Source organism: Rickettsia sp. MEAM1 (Bemisia tabaci) (genome assembly GCF_002285905.1).
Classification (GTDB): domain Bacteria; phylum Pseudomonadota; class Alphaproteobacteria; order Rickettsiales; family Rickettsiaceae; genus Rickettsia.
Map to the genome: position 1 here is coordinate 1,190,160 of NZ_CP016305.1, position 20,836 is coordinate 1,210,995.

Sequence of the window (20,836 nt, forward strand, 5' to 3'; positions counted from 1 at the left end):
ATGAAGCGATTAATAATATTTTTTACAATAATATTTTTTACATTAAATATATTTGCTATTAGAGAGTCAAGACCTTTGGGGCAAGATTCTCGTTTAAGAGTTATGGTTTATAACCCTGATGATGTTTTTAAATTTACAGGATATTACGGCTATCAAGCAAGTATAGAGCTTGCAAGAGATGAAGAAATAGTGAGTATCTCTATGGGTGATACTACTTCTTGGCAAATAGTACCTGCCAGTCATAGGATTTTTATTAAACCGATGGAACAGGATGCCACTACTAATATGACTTTAATTACTAATAAACGAACATATTTCTTTGAACTATACGCTGCTGAGACTCTTGATATGCGTGATCCAGAAATGGTTTTTAACGTCAAGTTCCTCTATCCTGATGATGAAAATGATAATGCTGGTGGTCACATACAAACTTATATTGCCTCTTCAGCAACCCCTGATCTTAATCATCCAGAAAAATATAACTTCAACTATTATATTAGCGGTAGTGAAGAAATAGCTCCTATCAAAATTTTTGACGATGGCGAATTCACCTATCTACAATTTAGAGATAAAAATTCTGAAATTCCTGGGATTTTTGCTGTAGATGATTCACTGCGTGAGTCTTTAGTAAATTATCGCCTCGCTCCAGATAACCCTAATTTAGTTATTCTTGAACAAGTATTCCCAAAACTTGCCGTACGTAAAGGTAAAAAGATTACTTGTATATTCAATGAATCTTTTAGAGTATACTGATACTAAGATAGAACTTGAACAATTGGCTGCGTTGTCTTTGTAAGTCCTCGGCTGCTCACGTATTAAGTATACGCTCCGCACCTCGGCTTACAGACTCCTTGCTCTTTTTCAAGTTGATCTCCGTATTATCTTTCACTTAACTATATACATATGTCCCACTTAATATATTTTTTTGCTTTAATATTACTTACTTCTGGTTTGTTTATAATGCTTACAAGCCATAATTATATTCATAAAATTATAGGGCTTGGGATTTTTCAAAGTTCAGTATTAATTTTTTATTTAAGCCTTGGTAAAGTTAAAACAGGTATTGTACCTATTATACAAGAAAGCGTCACTACCTACACCAGCCCATTGCCTCACGTATTGATGCTAACAGCTATAGTAGTGGGCTTTGCAACACTTAGCGTAGCTTTAAGTTTCATATATCAAATTTATAAACACTTTGATACAATATCAGAAAACGAAATTAGTTTTGATAAATAGATATATTTCTAGTATGTTATTCTCTTGTATAAGGCTTGTTACTTCTGTCATCCCGTGGCTTGTCCACGGGATCCAGTAAAGAATGCAGATATCAAAAGCTCGATTCTCTTGCTTTATACTGGATCTAGTTCCCAAGCCACAGGATGACACCGATTTGAATAAAAACCCATGATCCTAGCAAACCATTTCCCAATCTTACAGATTTTATTCCCATTTGCAGGGGCATTACTTGCGACAATATTTTTTCGTTTTATTTTATTAACTCGAATCATTACTATCTGCTCTATTTTAACGAGTTTTATAATTAGTATTTACGGGTATTCTATTGTAAAAAATACTGAAATTTCTTATGTGATGGGAGGGTGGACTTCGTCTATTGGGATTGAGTATTATTTAAACTCTTTGAATCAAGCTATTATTATTTACCTTAATTTGGTTTTATTATTTTTTCTAATTTTTTGTTACAATATCACTAACCTAACTATTCTAAAATATATTAACCGCAATAGAAGAGCTTTATTTTACGCCATATTGTTGTTTGCTCATATGGGTTATTTAGGAATGGTTAGTACTAATGATTTCTTCAATTTATATGTGTTCATAGAGATTTCAGCACTTAGTAGCTATGTTTTGATAGCTAGTGGTGGTAATCCAAAGGCTTTAATCGGTGCTTTTGATTATTTAATAATGGGTAGTATCGGTGCAACCTTGATTCTTATAGCCATAGGCTTTCTGCTAAGCATTACAGGTAGTTTAAATATGCTGGATGTAGCTGGATTTTTACAAAAATATTCTGATTCAAATATTTTAACTTTATCTATAGGATTTTTCTTAATAGGGGTTATTTTAAAAACTGCTCTTTTCCCTATGCATTTTTGGATGATGAGGGCTTATAGCACCACTGCCTCGGTGATTTTAGTATATTTGGCAGGGATTTCGACCATAATAGGTGTATATATAATATATAAATTTACCTATCTCATTATAAATTATGAAACGATTAAACTAGCAATTAACCATTTTATAAGACCTATCGCTTTAGCAACGCTTATTATAGCCCCGTATTTTGCTTATAAGTCTGAGAGTTTTAAGAAAATTATAGTATATTCGTGTATTACTCAAATAGGCTATGTATTTTTATCATATGTTACCGATAGCGGTATGAAAATTTTACCATACTTATTGATTATAGATAGCATAAATAAAATAGCTCTTTTTCTAATTGCTGCTTATAAAGAAGCATATTCAAAAAAACCGAACCAAGTTTTAGTAATAATAGCTGTAATTTGTAGCAGCGGCTTGCCAATCAGTCCGTTATTTTTTGTTAAGGTAAGTATTCTAGAATTATTTTTAAAGCAAAATCTATTGTTAGATTTTATAATAATTTTACTAAGCTCGGTAGGATCATTATTTTATCACTATAAAATGGTAAAAATTTTATTTTGGAGAGATTAAAAACATATTTTGACAATAACGGTATAATATATTATAATTTAACTAGATAACAGACTAGTTAATTATATGCAAAATTCTATTACAGCATTTGATGCTAAAACTCATTTTTCTAAATTATTAGATCGTGCTAGTAAAGGCGAAGAAGTTCTAATTACCAAAAGAGGAAAAGTAACAGCAAAAATTGTGCCAATTAACTCTAATTATAATTCTGAAACCTCAAAAATAGCAGCAATTAGACTACGAAAGCTTGCTAAAGAACTAAATTTGCAATCTTCTGATTTTGAGGAGTGGTTAAATTATAGAAATGAGGGAAAGAGATAAGAATGTCGTTGTTTGTTTTAGATTGTTCTGTAACTCTTTCATGGTTTATGCCTAATGAAATAGCAAATTTAGAAATATTAGATAAAACTGTAGCAGGGGAAGCTATTGTTCCTACTATTTGGGGGCTTGAAGTAGGTAATGTACTAATATTTGCAGAACGTGCAAAGCGTATTACAACAAACCAGCGTCATCAAGCAATTTATACTTTAAAAGATATGTATATTAAATTTGATCAAACAACTTTAGAACATACTTGGTTTGAAACAATGGATATAGCAACCCAATATAGTCTAACCCTTTATGATGCTAGTTATTTAGAATTAGCACTGCGTTACGGGATACCTATAGCAACACTTGATAAATCCTTAAAACAAGCAAGCAAGAAAGCAGGTATTGTACAATTTAACAAAATAATTATCTAGCATGCTAGCACAATTTACTACTCCGAATCTTTTGATTCTATCAACTTTACTAGTTGGTATGCTGAATTTAACTAGTCCGTTTGTGACTAAAGAAGATAGTTTTATACGTAATTTTTTACTTATTGCTATCGGGATTTTTTTCTTTAGTAATATTCTAATTATTGATTGGGTATTTTTAAAAGGCGTAAGAGCAGGGTTTAAGTTCCATATATTCGGTAATTATTTTATAGGTTTTCATCTCGAACCTTTAGGGTTGATCTTCTTAAGTTTGATTAGCTTTTTATGGATTTGCTCGCTGCTTTATACTCCGAAATATCTTGCTATTAATAATATAGAAAACTCTTCAAGGTTTTTATTTTTCTTCAATTTGACTATTCTTATCGGCGTTTTAATTGCCCTATCTAGCAATTTATTTACGATGTTTATTTGTTATGAGCTTTTAACAATTTCTACAGCTTTTTTAATAGGGCATACTAAAAATAATATAGTACTTACGGGATTATATAAATATTTAAAAATTTTGATGATTACCGGAATTATGCTATTTTTGCCGGCTATTATAATTATTTATGCTAAAATCGGTAATGGGGATTTTGGAAGTAAAGGGCTAATGCTAGAGCATTTTGCTAAAAATCAGTCTATTCTTTTATTGCTAATGTTTATTTTCGGTATTGCAAAGACAGCGATTTTTCCAGTACATACATGGCTTCCCGCAGCAATGGTTGCACATTATCCCGTTAGTAGTTTACTGCATGCAGTGATAGTAGTAAAAACTGGCTTATTTTGTATTTATAAAATTTTAGTATATATATTTGGTTTATCTTATTTACAAGAAATATTTGAAGCATTTAACTGGCTGATTTTTATTCCGATAGTAAGTATTTTTTATAGTACATTTAAAGCTTTCGGAACGGATAATATTAAGAAAATACTTGCCTATTCCACCATGAACCAATTAGGCATAGCATTGCTTAGTGCTTTTATGCTAACTCCTAAGTCCTTAGCCGCTGCAACTTTGCATTTAGTATCGCATTCTTTTACAAAGATCTGTTTATTTTATAGTATGGGGAGTATTTATAGCCTAAAGAAAGCCAATCAAGTGCAGGATTTAGCAGGTACTTCAAAAGAATTCCCATTGATTTCTTTTATGATATTAATATCGTCATTATCGTTAATCGGTATTCTGGTTTTAAGCGGCTTCATAAGTAAATTCTCGATTTTACTGGCAGCAGCCGAGCAGAATCAGTTTATCGTGATGGCTGTTATAATAATTAGTAGTATATTCTCAAGTCTGTATCTTATTAAAATACTAGGATTTATTTATAAATCTTCTTCTAATGAAACCTCAAATATAGCAAGACAGCTCCCATATTCTATGCAAATAAGTATTATGATCTGCTGTGCTGCCGTAATATTCTTTTACTTCATCCAAATTCTAATCAAGAAGTTTTTAGGATATATTTAAATTTATACTTTTCTGTACAAAAGTGTTGCATCGCCATAGCTAAAAAAACGCATTTGTTCTTTTATGGCGTATTTATATAGTTCGTGCATCTCTTTAAAGCCAGCAAAAGCACAGACTAGCATAAATAAAGTAGATTTTGGGAAGTGAAAATTAGTAAGCAACATGTCGACTATTTGAAATTTAAAGCCAGGAGTTATAAAGATATCAGTTTCAAATTCGCCAGAATTTAAATTGCCATTTATAGCAGAGCTTTCAAGAGTTCTAAGGCTTGTAGTGCCGACTGCTATAATACGTCTTTTTTCTTGTTTAGCTTTATTTATGATTACAGCGGTTTCAGGGGTGATAGAGCAATATTCCGTATGCATTTTATGCTCGCTAATATTTTCGGTTTTAACTGGCATAAAAGTTCCTGCTCCAACATGTAGAGTTACAAACGCCACTTGCACGCCTTTTTCTTTAAGCTTATTTATTATATCGTTTGTGAAATGTAAGCCTGCCGTTGGTGCAGCAACTGAACCTTGAATATTGCTATAAACTGTTTGATAACGTTCATCGTCGAGTTTATTGTCATTGCGAGGCGTCCTTTGGGACGCCGTGGCAATCTCAGGATTTTGTAACGAGATTGCCGTGTCAGGACTGTGTCTTTCCTCACAATGACGTTGAGCTAGCGATTTTTGAAATGGTCTCTTAATATAAAGTGGTAATGGCATTTCGCCATATTTATCTAAAAACTCAAAAACCGAAATATTAGCAAGTTCAAATTTAATTTTAATCTCACCCATTTCGAGCTTTTCGGTGATAATTATTTTATGATTATCAAAATAAAACTCATCGCCTACCTTTAGCTTACGTGCAGGTTTTGCAAAAGCTGACCAATAGTCGATTGATTTAAGCCTGTCTGCATCGTCGTTCGTCGCTATATCCTTAAGTCTTTGATTTAAGTTTATGTTGATGTTTTTGTCTAAATTTAACTTGGCTTTGATCACTTTACTGTTATTAAAAACTAATAGATCCCCTTCTTTTAAATAATCAACAATATTGTAAAATTTGGTTTTAACATATTGCTCTGTAGAAGCAATTAATAAATTTGACTCATCACGTTTGCTTACTGGATTTTGAGCGATTAGCTCTAAAGGTAAGTCAAAGTCAAAATCGGATAATTTCATGAGATTTATATTAAGGATTTAGAAAAATTATCACTAATTTGTTAAGAAAGAACTGATTAAAGTAGATAAACTTTAGTGTGGTAGAAGCAAGTAGTACGATCTGCTAACCACCACGGATAAAAGACAGTATATAAATGACGCTTTTTTTATGCAACAAAATTCACAAGCAGGATGAAAATTTAAGGGGTGGGGACAAGGTTGAGATTTTAGTTAACTTATATCATAATATGTTATTATTAACCCAAAGCCTCAACTTCTAACCCCCATTTTTCATTTTCCAAATATTCAACAATATTAGCTATTATTTCAGTAGGCAGGCATGATATGTGCATTTCATTATTATCAATTTCAGGTATTAAGTTTTTGCATACCCCTGCAGCAGTAAAAAAATTATTTTTAATAAAGTCTTCTATTTTATTTTGTAAAGGTTTAAAATTCTCAGTTTTTTCTACTGTTAAATACTCTTTAAATAATTTTTTATAAATTTCAACCGCCCAAATCATTTTAATAGTATTATTTGGATTATTGTTATTCAAAATTGAATTTAATTCCTTTACTAACGTATTATTGTAATTATTGATTGCTTCTATCATAAATTGTTTTTCTTTTTCAAGTTTTAAAATGTTTATGATAACTTCTGGCGATGTTTTATTGCAACTATTGATTGCTTCTATTAATTTTTCATGTGGTGTTTTCTTTACAGTTAATTTCAAATCTGTTTGAGTTTCATCTTGCTTGGTTACTTCTGTGGGTAGACTATCTTTATTATCCATCTTATGACTTAATAAATCACATATATTTTTAAAACCTTGTGCCTTAGCTATGCTTAATGCTGTATGACCTTTAAGTAGCCCCTTTTTAACAACAGCATTAATAGCTTCATTAGACATTTTAGGAATTAATGCCTCACAAACACTACTTAAGCCTTTACATGCAGCCCATATTAAAGCTGTATCGCCGTCATTAGTAACCTGATTAATAGCTTGCTCTGACATTTTAGGAATTAATGCTTCACAAACCTCTTGTAGGCCGTAAAAGCCGTAAGATGCAGCCAAAGTTAAAGCTGTTTCGCCTTTATCGTTAACTTTGCTTAACTCTGTAATATTCATTGCAGCAATTAATTTTAGTGCTTCTGCTTTATTTCTTTCTTCTATTGTTTTTATTAACTTCTCATGTGATGTTTTTGGATTTTGAAACCAGCTAAACAACCAACTAAACATAATTATATCCTTATTAAATTCTATAAATTTTAATATTTTGTTAAAAAATATATAAATTAGATAATAAGAAGAAGTTTTAAGAATGCAACAGAAATTTAATCAAAGATATAAATTAATGACTTAGGATAATTTGGGAAATATAAGGATTAATAAGGAACAAAGGGAAATAACAAAAGGTTTTAATAATTAGAAATAATTACTATCTATAATTATAACAGAATATCTAAGAAATTTTTACTAAAATGCAAATATGATGGTATTTTAGGCAGAGCTAACAACTGTTTCTGTAGTTGTTTCGTTTAAAAACAATGATCGCTCTAATGTTCGGCGTCTAATCAAGCCGGCATTGTTGCGTGGATCACTTTTTCTCGTCATTGCGAGGAAAAACTATAAGTTTTGACGAAGCAATCTCAGGAGTTTTTCCTCATGAGATTGCAACAAAGCTACGCTCCTCGCAATGACGATTTGGAAGCCATTTAATATCCTTATAATAATAAAACTACCCTGATACTATAGAATAAATCACAGCATGACAGGGAAAAATCTAGCTATGCAACAACACAACGTTCTTCGGTCAAATTTTTGTCGCAAGGTTGGTACTTAAAATGCCCCGCAGCCGCAATTGAAGATAAATGAAATCAAGATGGATTATTGGCTTTTAGTTACTAGCACGTTGGTACTTATAAAGAAGCATATAACCGGTAAAGGTAACGCTACTAAATATGACGTATTAGATGCTATTAAGCAGAAAGTATTTGAGTCTAGAGATGATAACGAAGCCAATAGCTTGGCATTGCTTGATTATGTTTTAAGTAAGAATAGCTTATGAGCTGATTATTTTTTTATACTGTCTCAATATTAAAATTAAGTATTTTGGAACATATAAGGAACATATGTGTTTTTTAGAAGATTTAAGAAAGGCTGAAAACCCTTGTAGGAACTGGTGGAGGCAAAGGGAATCGAACCCTTGACCCTCTGCGTGCAAAGCAGATGCTCTACCCCTGAGCTATGCCCCCAATATGTGACTTATTATATAAGTTACTGAAGTGGAATTGTTATATTTGTAAGTAATTAAATCAAACTAAGCTAAATTTTTGACTAAGTTCCAAGGTAGCACTTGCCCATTATTTCCTAATACCAAATTTCCAGAAGATTTAATTTCGGCAGCTAAAAAAGAAGAACCTTGTTGAGGAATATATTTTGATGGTATAATCTCTTCACCTTTATAAAAATGTACTTTAGCTGATTCCCTAGCGGTTGGGTTGTTTTTAGAAGCAGTTTTTGCTTTAGACATAGCTTAATAATTTTTTAACTTAAATTAGATTTTGTAGAATATAATTTTTTTTTGCCGGATTGTCAATAGTTGCTTAGCTTAAAAGATATATTATTTTGAAATTAGACTACGTTTTTTAATGTTTAATGTCATTCCCGCGGAGGCGGGAATCCAGCATAAAGCGAGATACTTAAGCTTTTAATTTTAAAAACTCGCTGTATTGATGCTTATTTTTCTAGATTCCCGCCTCCGCGGGAATGACATAGGATAGAGTATAACTACTTTTTGGCTTCGTTATTTGCAGCTGGAGGTAACATAATTTTTAAATCAGCTTTAGCTTCTAAATCGCTAATATATTTTTTTAGTATTTCTGCTGCTAATACATTATCGATAGTCATTTTAGCTTCTTCTTTAGTTGGGATAGGTACAGGTTTTTTCTCAAGAACCTTAATGATATGCCAACCATAGTCAGTTTTCACTGGTGTTGAAACTTCGTTTACTTTTAAAGCAAAGGCTTTATTTTCAAACTCAGGCACTAACTGTCCTGGTTGATTTAATAAAATGTAACCAATTACGCCACCATTTGCAGCTGAAGCTTTATCAAGAGAAGATTCTCCAGCAAGTTTAGCAAAATCTGCACCTTTGTTTAATTTATTTTTTAAATCATTAGCTTCTTTTTCAGATTTAACTAAAATATGAGCAACTTTTATTTGTTCTTTACCTTTTAAGCTAGTTACATATTTATTATATTCATCATCAAACATCTTATCGGTAAGATTAGATTTTACATAATTTTCTAATAATTCTTTTTGAGCTAACTGATTTTTTGCATTTTCAAGCTTTGCTTGGAATTCTTTAGAAGAGGTGATGTTTGACTTCTCAACTTCTTTCTTTAATAAAATATTATTAACATAAATTCTTATCAATTTATCTTGATCCTGTGGTGGAAAATCGTCAAAATTTTTGATAGCTTCACCTGAAGGAAGATTAAGTTGTGGTTTAAATTCTTTCATTATTTGTGATTCTCTCACTTCACCACCTGTGTAAGTAGCAACTACTCTGTCTGAGTTATCTGCAAAAGCTATGCTAGAAAGCATACTAACGGATAAAAGTACAATTGATAGTTTTTTCATTATTTATGACTCATAATTTATTAAATATAAATTTAAATCCTATAAAAATAATAAATACCCGTCAACAGCTATTTTATAATATTTATTTATTAATAATTATTTACGGATTATTCTGCAACAGGGTTGTTTGAAATAAATATATAACTAATTGATTATTTTATAAAATAGCCTATATTTATATGTACAAAAATATATTTAAGGATTTTGATGTTTTCTATATTGAAAAAAATTTTTGGTACGGCAAATGATCGTACGATAAAAAAACTATTTTCTGACATTGCAAAAATTAATTCGCTTGAACCAGCAATTCAAAAATTATCAGATGAAGAATTAAAAAATAAAACTATAGAATTTAAGAAAAAACTTAAAAATGGTGCTACTTTAGATGATATAGCATATGAAGCATTTGCGGTAGTTAGAGAGGCTTCTAGAAGAGTATATGGAATGCGTCATTTTGATGTGCAGCTTATAGGTGGTTTGGTATTACATAGAGGAATGATTACCGAAATGCGTACAGGGGAGGGCAAGACTTTAGTTGCAACACTTCCTGCATATTTAAACGCTTTAGCTGGGAAAGGTGTACATGTCGTAACAGTTAATGATTATCTTGTTAGCCGTGATTCCGCTTCCATGGGCAAGATTTATAATTTTTTAGGTTTATCAGTTGGATGTATTGTTGCTGGCATGACAGATGAAGCTAAGCGAGAAGCCTATAATTCTGATATTACATATGCCACAAATAACGAGCTTGGCTTTGACTACTTAAGAGATAATATGAAATATAGCTTGCAGGAGCGGGTACTTCGTCCTTTTAACTTTGCTATTATCGATGAAGTAGATTCGATTTTAATAGATGAAGCAAGAACTCCATTGGTTATTTCTGGTCCAGTTAATGATAATTCAGAATTATATGGTAAAGTTGATAAGCTTGTACGCATGCTTAATGTAAGTGATTTTGAAAAAGATGAAAAATTAAAAACTATCAATTTAACGGAAAGCGGTATTAGTCATGTAGAATCGCTTTTAAGTCAAGCAGATATTATAAAGCCCGATTCTGGATTATACGATTTTGAAAATTTAAGCTTAGTGCATTACGTTAATCAAGCCCTTAGAGCTCACAACATGTTTACAATCGATGTAGATTATTTAGTACGTGATGGTAAAGTAATGATCATAGATGAGTTTACAGGACGTGTAATGGAAGGGCGTAGATATTCTGAGGGGCTACATCAAGCGTTAGAAGCAAAAGAAAACGTAAAAATCCAAAATGAAAACCAAACTCTTGCATCTATTACTTTCCAAAATTATTTCCGTAATTACCCTAAATTATCAGGCATGACTGGTACAGCTATGACCGAAGTACCAGAGCTAAAAGACATATATAATCTTGATGTAGTAGCAGTGCCAACTCATAATAAAGTTACAAGACGTGATCTTGATGACGAAATTTATGGAAGCAAAAAAGAAAAATATGATGCTATTTTAAAGCTAATTAAAGATTGTTATGATCGTGGTCAGCCGGTGCTTGTCGGTACTGTAAGTATTGAAAAGTCAGAAGAAATTTCCAATGTTCTAAATAAAAACAAAATACCTCATAAAGTATTAAATGCTAAATTCCACGAGCAGGAAGCGTTTATTATCGCCCAAGCGGGTAGGTTTAAAGCAGTAACGATTGCAACTAATATGGCAGGACGAGGCACTGATATTATGCTTGGCGGTAATCCTGAAATGCTGATAGAGCAGATAGATAGAAAATCTTTAACTAATGCTGCTTATAAAGAAAAAGTAAATGAGATAAAAGCTCAAATAGCTGAAGAGAAAAAGCAAGTAATTGCAGCAGGTGGGTTATTTGTAATAGGTACAGAACGGCACGAAAGTCGTAGAATAGATAATCAGCTGCGTGGTAGATCGGGCAGACAAGGTGATCCAGGTAATACTAAATTTTTCCTATCACTTGATGATGATTTAATGCGTATTTTTGCCTCAGAACCTATTTCAGGAGTACTTCGGACGCTTGGCTTAAAAGATGGTGAGGCGATACATCACCCAATGATTAGCCGATCACTTGAGAAAGCTCAGCAAAAAGTTGAGGGGCATAACTATGAAATACGTAAAAATTTATTACGTTTTGATGATGTAATGAATGATCAACGTAAAATAATATACGAACAAAGAACTGAAATTATTAAATCTAAAGATAGTTATGACTTCTTAAGTAGTACTACTGAGGAATTAGCTAAAAAAATAGTGCTAACTTTTATGCCAGCAGGCTCTTATAGAGAAGATTGGGATATAGAGAATTTAAGCGTAGAACTACACCGCACCTTTGCTATAAAGCTTGATCAAAATCTAATAAGCAAAAATGATGTAACAGAAGAAGAAGTTACAAAAATTGTTATTCAAACGGCGGATAGCATATATAAGTCTAAGGAGGAAGCCTATAGTCCTGACTTAATGCATAATGCTGTAAAATATATTTTATTAACTACTCTTGATCAAGTTTGGAAAGATCACTTGCATAGCTTAGATCACTTAAGACAAGGTATATCTCTTAGAGCTTATGCCCAAAAAGATCCTTTAAGTGAATATAAAAGAGAAGCATTTAACTTATTTGAGCATATGCTTAATAATTTAAAAGAACTCTTTATTCAAACAGTCTACCACTTCCATATTGACTTAAAGCATATTCAAAAAGAAGATATATCGCTTGAAAATAAAAAGCTACAAAATAATATGCATGAAAGCCGTGAAGATCTGGCATTTAGTAAGTATAATGCAGGTAGTAACTTAGAAACTGATCTCAGACCTATCATATCACGCATTAACCCAGAGGATAGAGACCCTAAAAATCCTACAAGCTGGGGCAAAGTATCTAGAAATGAGCTATGCCCTTGTGGTTCAGGTAAGAAATATAAATATTGCCACGGACTAAACGAGTAGGAAATAAACACTTCTATCTAAGTAAGCTTTGCCTGTGTGAATCATTCTCCCTCCTGTTATCCCGTGATTTATTTACGGAATCCAGCTTTTAATACTAAAATTATTAGTATTAAAAGTTGTTTTTACTTTTTTCGATCTACACAAGCAAGCCTTAAGCGGGAATGATATAGAATAATAACTATCCGGGGCACCGTCAAGTTAAGTAAATTAGTGTCAGAAAGTACTATATTTTTAGATTTCAGACAGCAAGAAGTCTTTGAGTAGCTTCATCCCAAATGGATTTAGCGGACGCAAATGCAATTCTTTGCTCAGATGCTGTTTTAGTATATCTTCCAACATTTACAGCAAATATATTTCTGACTTTTCCCATCAGTGATAATGTACATTGTGCTGAATTAGGATGCTTAAATTTAATCAGTATCTTCTCTTTTCTCCTAGTTGGCTGATGGGCATTCTCAATCCGATTATTTAGTCTTTTATCGGTACGATGCTTAGTCCTAGGACACATATACCTAACTGGTTTAATGTAGCTTTTTAGCTTATCAGTCACAATAACCCTTGGACATGGATAATTACCCAATAATCTTGATAAAAAGCGAATAGCTGATTTCTTGTTACGACGCTTCTGCAGTAATACTTCTAATTCATGTCCCTCAGAGTCAACAGCTCTCCATAATATGAATACTTCACCTTTGATCTTGATATTCATCTCATCCAAATGCCATTTATCAGTTGGCTTTCGCTCTCTCTTACTAATAACATCTTGAAAATAAACTACAAACTTATAACACCAAAACCTTACAGTCTCATGACTTAATATAATACCTCGATAAGCCATCTGCTCTTGAACATCTCGGTAACTATTATTAAAGCGATGATATAACCATACTGTATGGCTAATAATGCTTGCTGGAAAACGATGTCTATTCGGGGCTTGAGTAATATGCATAGCGGTAAAATCTAGGATAAATTGTTACTGCTATTCTATAAATCATTCCCTGTAATTGCTCAATACTTAATTTATACCTCCCTTAACTTGACGGTGCCCTTTTACTATATTTAATAAATCACGGGATGACAGAGGAAAAATAAAAAATATTGATAATGAAATAAAAATAGTATAAAGTATTAAGTAATACTTTATACTTTACTTATGAAATATGATTTTTTAGATAAAAAAAAGAAGAGATTAGATGTCTTACGTCCATTAAGTTCTGAATTAGCTAAAAATTTAGAAGAATGGTTTAGGGTAGAGTTAACCTATACAAGTAATGCTATTGAGGGGAATACTTTATCCCGTAAAGAGACTGCTATAATTATTGAAAAGGGTTTAACTGTAGGAGGTAAAACCCTAGCAGAGCATCTAGAAGCAACAAACCATGCAAAAGCTTTGGATATTATCTATGAACTTGCTAGAAAAAAATATTATGAAATTACTGAAAAAGATATTTTAGCAATTCATTATACAATTCTTCATGGGATTGATGATCATAATGCTCGATGTTATAGGTCTGTACCTGTCCGCATCTCAGGTTCTAGTGTAGTAATGCCTAACCCTGTAAAAGTACCATCGTTAATGACAGATTTTATAAATTGGTTAAATTCAAGTAAAAATGTTCCTTTAGTTGAACTAGCAGGGGAGGCTCATTATAGACTTGTCACTATCCATCCATTTTCAGATGGAAATGGACGTACTGCACGTTTGTTAATGAATTTAATCTTAATTATGGAAGGGTATCCTCCCGCAATTATAAGACCTCAAGAACGATTGCCATATATTACATCTTTAGAGATTGCTCAACTCGGTGGTTCAAAAGAAAAATATCAGAAAATTATTTATAACGCAGTTAATCGTTCACTTGATATTTATTTAAAAGCGGTAACAGGGAAAGAGCCAACAGATATTAGAAAATCTGAAAAATTAATGAAGATCGGAGAGTTAGCCAGTGCTATAGGAGAAAACGTTTCTACAATTCGTTTTTGGGCTAAGGCAGGGTTGCTTGAAGTTGCTGATATTACTACTTCAAATTATCAACTTTACTCTATGGAAGCATTTGAGCAAGGCAAAAAAATTCAAAAATTAAAAAAACAACGCTTAACTATAAATGAAATAAAAAATAAACTATAAAAATATGAAATAAATTTAAATTGAGGGTTGACTAATTAATAATTTTATCTATAGTTTACTTATCTAATAGTATTTGAACTCTACTATTAATATAAACCAAATCCAAGTGTACACTTTATGCTGGGAATCTGCTATTATAATTATTTTTAAAATAAGAAGTATAGCGGAAAGTCGTTATATTAATGGCTGAGCTTAATTCCCAGCACCTTATCCCTATTGTGTATTCAATTACATTTTAAGCCTACAAAGATATTAGTGTTAAGTTCAATTTATTAGAAGTATAGTGACCCTAATAGTATTTTTGAGAAGATTTTATGATTTTTAGTATTTTCTAAAAAATCTGTACGCATCTGAAAAAGTTATTACTCCGATAGTTTTAATTCTTTAGCTCTAATAATAGAGCTATTATTTTTTCGAGCATTAGCTTTTATCTTTTTTATTTTCTTTTCCCAATTAATATAATAATAAGTTTTAAAACAATAAGCAGAAAATTCTAAGAATCTGTTTTCATCTTTTGTTAATTCAATTAATTTTATATTTGATTGATCTATTTCATATGTAGCAACGGCACCGTCAAGTTAAGGGAGGTATAAATTAAGTATTGAGCAATTACAGGGAATGATTTATAGAATAGCAGTAACAATTTATCCTAGATTTTACCGCTATGCATATTACTCAAGCCCCGAATAGACATCGTTTTCCAGCAAGCATTATTAGCCATACAGTATGGTTATATCATCGCTTTAATAATAGTTACCGAGATGTTCAAGAGCAGATGGCTTATCGAGGTATTATATTAAGTCATGAGACTGTAAGGTTTTGGTGTTATAAGTTTGTAGTTTATTTTCAAGATGTTATTAGTAAGAGAGAGCGAAAGCCAACTGATAAATGGCATTTGGATGAGATGAATATCAAGATCAAAGGTGAAGTATTCATATTATGGAGAGCTGTTGACTCTGAGGGACATGAATTAGAAGTATTACTGCAGAAGCGTCGTAACAAGAAATCAGCTATTCGCTTTTTATCAAGATTATTGGGTCATTATCCATGTCCAAGGGTTATTGTGACTGATAAGCTAAAAAGCTACATTAAACCAGTTAGGTATATGTGTCCTAGGACTAAGCATCGTACCGATAAAAGACTAAATAATCGGATTGAGAATGCCCATCAGCCAACTAGGAGAAAAGAGAAGATACTGATTAAATTTAAGCATCCTAATTCAGCACAATGTACATTAATTTGCAACTTTTTTATCTTTTGATAGAAATATTTAAAAAATTAACGATGTAAAATAACTAAGATAGGGTCTGTCAGATTTTTTGTGTAAGTACGATTTCTCCATTTGCCCAATTTTGTAAATTAGTATCACAAAGTATAGCAAATTGATTTAAAGCCATCGCCCAATTCTTAATAGGCATTGTCCATTTTTTAGAGGCATTTGTCAACGCCAAAAAGATTATTTTCTGAATCGATTTGTCATCTGGAAATACTCCTTTATTTTTAATAATTTTACGAATTTGACGGTTAGTGGATTCAATAGCATTAGTAGTGTAAATCGCCTTCCTAATGTCTTCCGGAAAGCTAAAAAATGGAGCTATGCCAGACCAATTTCGTTGCCATATGTCAAAAATAACTGGATATTTTTCATCCCATTTTTTGGCAAAGTTTTGTAATTCTCTTAATCCCTCTGCTTCATTTATTGCAGAATAAACTGCTTTTAAATCAGCTGTTACCGCTTTTAGATCTTTGTATGATACGTATTTTACAGAATTTCTTACCATATGAACAATACACAACTGCACTATCGTCTTTGGAAAAATGCTATTTATCGCCTCTGGAAAACCCTTAAGACCATCAACACATGCAACATATATTTGTGCAACTCCTCGATTCTTCAGTTCTGTTACTACCTGCATCCAAAATTTACACCCTTCATTCTTGCCTATCCAAATTCCTAATAGCTCTTTCTTGCCCTCCATATTCACTCCAATAGCTAGATAAACCGCTTTATTTATTATTACATGATTATCTCTTGCCTTAACATGAATACAATCTAAGTACATTATAGGATATACATTATCAAGTGCTCTATTCTGCCAAGCAGTTACTTCCTCTAAAATACCATCAGTTACCTTTGATATTAACTCAGATGATACCTTGGTGGCATATAGTTCTTCTAAGTGCCCTTGTATTTCCCTAATGGTCATTCCCCGAGCATATAAGGATATTACTTTATCATCAAATCCTTCAAATTTACGCACTCCTTTTGGAATTAGTTGAGGTTCAAATTCTCCATCCCGATCCCTTGGCACTTCTACTGTCAATTTACGACCTTCTGGATCTATTAGAGTCTTTTCATAATTACCATTACGTCTGTTATCTGAGTATTTCTCATTTTTAGAATGTTTCTCATAACCTATATGAGATTCCATTTCTTTCTCTAAAATCTTATTTACTATCTGCTTTTTAATTCCCTGAAATATCCCTTCTTTACCAAATATTTCAGATGGATCACTTTGTGATAGTATTTCTGATACTAATTTTTCTATAGCTGGATTTGATACTTTGTTATTGTTCTTCATATTAGCTCCATGTAAGTTGTTTATGTTATTTTTATTCTTAACTATTTTTACAACTTACACAAACTTCCTGACACCCTCGATAGGTTCTATGAAGATTTCTAATACATATCCCATTTTAAGGTATTTTTAGAAATCTTCACAGCTTGGAAAGAAGGCTAATTAAAGAGCAGGTCCTCTTGTTCTTACTTTCTGATTCTCTTGATGAATAGCAGGTTTGTCTTTTGAAGATGTTTGAGATTGGTTGGCAAATAATAATTTATCAAATATTTCAGGATTTACTTTTCTTATTTCAACTAAATTAAGATTAGGATTATTAACTTCTTTCGGCTCAACAGTTTTATTCATTAATTTTGTTAAGCCGGCAGCAATTTGTTCGTTTGTTAAAGCATTTGAAAAGATTTTATTATCAATTTCTTTTTTTACATATTCATCACTTAACACTGCATATTTATTTACTGATTGTTCTAGTCTTTCCTCCAAGTAATCTTTACCTGTAAAAATTGACTTAAACTTTTCCCATAGAGAAGTACCTTTGTCATTAATTTCTTTTAACTCCGAGACTATTCTAGGACTATTTTCAGTTAGATAAGCAGAATCTAAATTCTTTAAAATTGCTCCTGTTTTTTCAATAAGTTTTTCATTGGTACTCTCATATAAAGGAGCAAAAAGCCTAACCATAGGCTCTAACATTTTACTTTCTTGAGTATTTTTATCTAATCTTTCTGTCAGTTGATTTACTGAATCTTCTGCTGCTTTAGAAATTTCTTTTCTATCCATTTCCGATTCTGTATATGTTTTTTTATTTTTTTTCCCACTATGAATAAATTCCTTACATTGTTGCAATTTTTGCTGTGATAAAGAATTAGGTAATTTTTCTATAACTGCTTCTAGTAGTTTTTCAGTATATATCTCTGCGGGAATCTTATTATTACTCACTTCAACTAATGATTCATTAATTGCATTTGTTAAGGTATTTATATCTTGATTATCAAATTCATTTAGTACAGGTTTCATTGATTCTAAATCTAAACGTACCCTAAATCCTTTCAAGTTACCTTCAATTTTTGCAGCATACAGTTTAATCTTATCTCTATTTTGCTTTGTAGTTATTGCAGCATTTTGTTTTGCATTTTCATTTATGCTATCAACAAAATCTTGAATTTTTTCTTCTTTAAGATAGGATCTTATAAGATCATAACCTAAATCTAACGCTCCACCAAAATTTTGTATATATTGAAGTGGTTGATCAAAAAAAGAAAGATCCTTAGGTACTAATGACTGATATTGATCAAACTTTCTAATTACTCCTGTAATATCGTTGATTTTGTTATTTACTACATTTCTATTTGATGATTGCTGGTTCTGATCATCAATTTTTAAATTTTTTGCTTCTTCAATCTCATTAATTTTTTTATCAGCTAAGTCTTTTTTTGGTAATTGCTGAGCTGGATCATCAATATTTAAGTCCTTTTGTTGAATATCAATTATATCTTCCATTTCCTGAACTCTATCATCAGATTTTAAATTCTCTATCATATTATTCCTTTTTTAATTTATTTTAAATAATAATAAACATAATAGAAAAAATGCCAAATTAATTTTAAAGGCACCGTCAAGTTAAGGGAGGTATAAATTAAGTATTGAGCAATTACAGGGAATGATTTATAGAATAGCAGTAACAATTTATCCTAGATTTTACCGCTATGCATATTACTCAAGCCCCGAATAGACATCGTTTTCCAGCAAGCATTATTAGCCATACAGTATGGTTATATCATCGCTTTAATAATAGTTACCGAGATGTTCAAGAGCAGATGGCTTATCGAGGTATTATATTAAGTCATGAGACTGTAAGGTTTTGGTGTTATAAGTTTGTAGTTTATTTTCAAGATGTTATTAGTAAGAGAGAGCGAAAGCCAACTGATAAATGGCATTTGGATGAGATGAATATCAAGATCAAAGGTGAAGTATTCATATTATGGAGAGCTGTTGACTCTGAGGGACATGAATTAGAAGTATTACTGCAGAAGCGTCGTAACAAGAAATCAGCTATTCGCTTTTTATCAAGATTATTGGGTCATTATCCATGTCCAAGGGTTATTGTGACTGATAAGCTAAAAAGCTACATTAAACCAGTTAGGTATATGTGTCCTAGGACTAAGCATCGTACCGATAAAAGACTAAATAATCGGATTGAGAATGCCCATCAGCCAACTAGGAGAAAAGAGAAGATACTGATTAAATTTAAGCATCCTAATTCAGCACAATGTACATTATCACTGATGGGAAAAGTCAGAAATATATTTGCTGTAAATGTTGGAAGATATACTAAAACAGCATCTGAGCAAAGAATTGCATTTGCGTCCGCTAAATCCATTTGGGATGAAGCTACTCAAAGACTTCTTGCTGTCTGAAATCTAAAAATATAGTACTTTGTGACACTAATTTACTTAACTTGACGGTGCCGTACCAACTGTGGGATTTGGTAATGTTAGTACGTCGTCTAGCAAAACTACTTCAGTTACGGCTTCAGTCACTTGTAGTGCTTTAATTTCATTAATTGTGAGTTATACCTTAAAATTTAGTACCGGTTCAGCAAATATTTATAACCCGAGAAATATGAAAAACAGTAACAGTAATATACTAACTTATAATTTATATAAAGATGCTGCCCATAGTCAAATACTTGGTAATGGTACAAGCAGTACAGTAACGATTCAAGATAGCTACTTGCTTGCCCTTGGACCGGTTACTAGAAATTATACTATATATGCAAGCTTGCCGGCTCAACCTCTTGCTTATGTGGGTAATTATCAAGATACTATTACTGTAACTTTAACCCAACCATAATTTTGAAAGTCATTGTGAGGAAAAACTGGCGTTGTTGCATAGATACTAATCGTCATTGCGAGGAAATTACGAAGTAATTGTACGTATGCAATCTAGCTAAAAAATACTAATATTATTTAGTATTTTTTATTTCTAGATTGCCACGCTCATTTCACTATGGTATTAATGATTCAAATTCTTTAACTACTGCTTGATAGAGCTTACGTTTGAATGGAATAATAATTGATAGTAATTCATCAAGTGATGCCCAACGCCATTCGTCAAATTCTGGATTAAGAGTGTTTATATTAATATCTTCATTAGTGCCGGTAAATCTAATTAAAAACCAGCGTTGTTTCTGTCCGCGAAAATTACCGTCCCATAATTTAGGAATTAAAAAACTTGGTACATCGTAACTATACCAGCATTTACTTTCGGCAATTATATATCCTTTGCTGCTTCCTATTTCTTCTAACATTTCACGCATAGCTGCAATACTTGGGGTTTCGCCAGGTACTATTCCACCTTGTGGCATTTGCCATGCAGAGATTTTAGTATCTATTCGCTTACCAACAAATATTTTATTATCGGCGTTTAATATCATCATACCAACGCCTGGTCTATAAGGTAATGCTAGATGTTTTTTAGAAGTTTTATTCATAA

The 20,836-nt window shown here is 31.8% G+C and carries 21 protein-coding genes and 1 tRNA gene; 12 read left to right on the plus strand and 10 right to left on the minus strand.

The annotated features are described in order from the left end of the window. The 6 genes from virB9 (at window position 1) to BA173_RS06540 (ending at window position 4,902) form a co-directional block, all read left to right on the plus strand. The gene (gene virB9 / locus BA173_RS06515) at window positions 1-753 is read left to right on the plus strand and encodes a P-type conjugative transfer protein VirB9 (protein WP_016948045.1); all 753 of its coding nucleotides are present in this window, start codon (window positions 1-3) and stop codon (window positions 751-753) included. A 150-nt stretch (window positions 754-903) separates the two neighbouring features. Beyond that, window positions 904-1,239 carry a Na+/H+ antiporter subunit C gene (locus BA173_RS06520; RefSeq protein WP_016948046.1) on the plus strand — a complete coding sequence of 112 codons (336 nt, stop codon included), beginning with the start codon at window positions 904-906 and terminating at the stop codon, window positions 1,237-1,239. 168 nt (window positions 1,240-1,407) lie between these two features. Next, entirely contained in the window at window positions 1,408-2,694 is a 1,287-nt protein-coding gene (locus tag BA173_RS06525; protein WP_068041223.1) for a proton-conducting transporter membrane subunit, read from the plus strand. Between the two features lie 66 nt (window positions 2,695-2,760). Further along, entirely contained in the window at window positions 2,761-3,015 is a 255-nt protein-coding gene (locus BA173_RS06530; protein WP_016948049.1) for a type II toxin-antitoxin system Phd/YefM family antitoxin, read from the plus strand. 2 nt (window positions 3,016-3,017) lie between these two features. After that, the gene (locus BA173_RS06535; protein ID WP_016948050.1) at window positions 3,018-3,437 is read left to right on the plus strand and encodes a type II toxin-antitoxin system VapC family toxin; all 420 of its coding nucleotides are present in this window, start codon (window positions 3,018-3,020) and stop codon (window positions 3,435-3,437) included. A gap of 1 nt (window position 3,438) precedes the next feature. After that, window positions 3,439-4,902, plus strand: a complete 1,464-nt coding sequence (locus BA173_RS06540) for a proton-conducting transporter membrane subunit (RefSeq protein ID WP_016948051.1) — start codon at window positions 3,439-3,441, stop codon at window positions 4,900-4,902. Between the two features lie 2 nt (window positions 4,903-4,904). Here the strand turns inward: BA173_RS06540 and queA are convergent, their stop codons facing one another. Both queA and BA173_RS06550 read right to left on the minus strand, forming a co-directional pair. After that, complete coding sequence (gene queA / locus BA173_RS06545; protein WP_068041218.1) at window positions 4,905-6,068, minus strand: tRNA preQ1(34) S-adenosylmethionine ribosyltransferase-isomerase QueA; 1,164 nt, start codon at window positions 6,066-6,068, stop codon at window positions 4,905-4,907. Between the two features lie 236 nt (window positions 6,069-6,304). After that, window positions 6,305-7,288, minus strand: coding sequence for an ankyrin repeat domain-containing protein (locus BA173_RS06550; RefSeq protein WP_016948053.1), 984 nt, complete (start codon window positions 7,286-7,288; stop codon window positions 6,305-6,307). Window positions 7,289-7,931: 643 nt separating this feature from the next. Between BA173_RS06550 and BA173_RS06555 the strand changes: the two genes are divergently transcribed. Continuing rightward, window positions 7,932-8,117, plus strand: coding sequence for a hypothetical protein (locus BA173_RS06555; RefSeq protein WP_016947803.1), 186 nt, complete (start codon window positions 7,932-7,934; stop codon window positions 8,115-8,117). Window positions 8,118-8,229: 112 nt separating this feature from the next. Here BA173_RS06555 and BA173_RS06560 read toward each other — a convergent pair. From BA173_RS06560 to BA173_RS06570, 3 genes are all read right to left on the minus strand, one after another. Further along, window positions 8,230-8,304: transfer RNA gene (locus BA173_RS06560), tRNA-Ala, on the minus strand. Window positions 8,305-8,369: 65 nt separating this feature from the next. After that, the gene (locus BA173_RS06565; protein ID WP_016947802.1) at window positions 8,370-8,582 is read right to left on the minus strand and encodes a hypothetical protein; all 213 of its coding nucleotides are present in this window, start codon (window positions 8,580-8,582) and stop codon (window positions 8,370-8,372) included. Window positions 8,583-8,839: 257 nt separating this feature from the next. Beyond that, window positions 8,840-9,694 carry a peptidylprolyl isomerase gene (locus tag BA173_RS06570; protein ID WP_068041216.1) on the minus strand — a complete coding sequence of 285 codons (855 nt, stop codon included), beginning with the start codon at window positions 9,692-9,694 and terminating at the stop codon, window positions 8,840-8,842. Window positions 9,695-9,901: 207 nt separating this feature from the next. Between BA173_RS06570 and secA the strand changes: the two genes are divergently transcribed. After that, a complete protein-coding gene (gene secA, locus BA173_RS06575; protein ID WP_016948055.1) occupies window positions 9,902-12,634 on the plus strand; it encodes a preprotein translocase subunit SecA in 2,733 nt (910 codons plus the stop codon). Between the two features lie 238 nt (window positions 12,635-12,872). Here secA and BA173_RS06580 read toward each other — a convergent pair whose 3' ends face one another. Continuing rightward, complete coding sequence (locus tag BA173_RS06580; protein WP_095568243.1) at window positions 12,873-13,583, minus strand: IS6 family transposase; 711 nt, start codon at window positions 13,581-13,583, stop codon at window positions 12,873-12,875. A gap of 204 nt (window positions 13,584-13,787) precedes the next feature. Here BA173_RS06580 and BA173_RS06585 point away from each other — a divergent pair, with 204 nt between their 5' ends. Together BA173_RS06585 and BA173_RS06595 are read left to right on the plus strand one after the other, a co-directional pair. Beyond that, complete coding sequence (locus tag BA173_RS06585) at window positions 13,788-14,762, plus strand: Fic family protein (protein ID WP_068042179.1); 975 nt, start codon at window positions 13,788-13,790, stop codon at window positions 14,760-14,762. A gap of 664 nt (window positions 14,763-15,426) precedes the next feature. Further along, a complete protein-coding gene (locus BA173_RS06595; protein ID WP_198387182.1) occupies window positions 15,427-16,023 on the plus strand; it encodes an IS6 family transposase in 597 nt (198 codons plus the stop codon). A 49-nt stretch (window positions 16,024-16,072) separates the two neighbouring features. On the opposite strand, the gene BA173_RS06600 is transcribed toward BA173_RS06595, so the two are convergent. The 3 genes from BA173_RS06600 to BA173_RS08860 form a co-directional block, all read right to left on the minus strand. Beyond that, complete coding sequence (locus tag BA173_RS06600; RefSeq protein ID WP_068042377.1) at window positions 16,073-17,344, minus strand: IS256 family transposase; 1,272 nt, start codon at window positions 17,342-17,344, stop codon at window positions 16,073-16,075. A 159-nt stretch (window positions 17,345-17,503) separates the two neighbouring features. Beyond that, the gene (locus BA173_RS06605; RefSeq protein WP_016948345.1) at window positions 17,504-18,880 is read right to left on the minus strand and encodes a hypothetical protein; all 1,377 of its coding nucleotides are present in this window, start codon (window positions 18,878-18,880) and stop codon (window positions 17,504-17,506) included. 17 nt (window positions 18,881-18,897) lie between these two features. Continuing rightward, complete coding sequence (locus BA173_RS08860) at window positions 18,898-19,026, minus strand: hypothetical protein (RefSeq protein ID WP_257789547.1); 129 nt, start codon at window positions 19,024-19,026, stop codon at window positions 18,898-18,900. A 21-nt stretch (window positions 19,027-19,047) separates the two neighbouring features. Between BA173_RS08860 and BA173_RS06610 the strand changes: the two genes are divergently transcribed. Together BA173_RS06610 and BA173_RS06615 are read left to right on the plus strand one after the other, a co-directional pair. Beyond that, the gene (locus BA173_RS06610; protein ID WP_095568327.1) at window positions 19,048-19,758 is read left to right on the plus strand and encodes an IS6 family transposase; all 711 of its coding nucleotides are present in this window, start codon (window positions 19,048-19,050) and stop codon (window positions 19,756-19,758) included. Between the two features lie 61 nt (window positions 19,759-19,819). Continuing rightward, the gene (locus BA173_RS06615) at window positions 19,820-20,194 is read left to right on the plus strand and encodes a spore coat protein U domain-containing protein (protein WP_068041715.1); all 375 of its coding nucleotides are present in this window, start codon (window positions 19,820-19,822) and stop codon (window positions 20,192-20,194) included. Window positions 20,195-20,348: 154 nt separating this feature from the next. On the opposite strand, the gene BA173_RS06620 is transcribed toward BA173_RS06615, so the two are convergent. Next, a complete protein-coding gene (locus BA173_RS06620; protein WP_016948347.1) occupies window positions 20,349-20,834 on the minus strand; it encodes an RNA pyrophosphohydrolase in 486 nt (161 codons plus the stop codon). Window positions 20,835-20,836 lie beyond the last annotated feature (2 nt).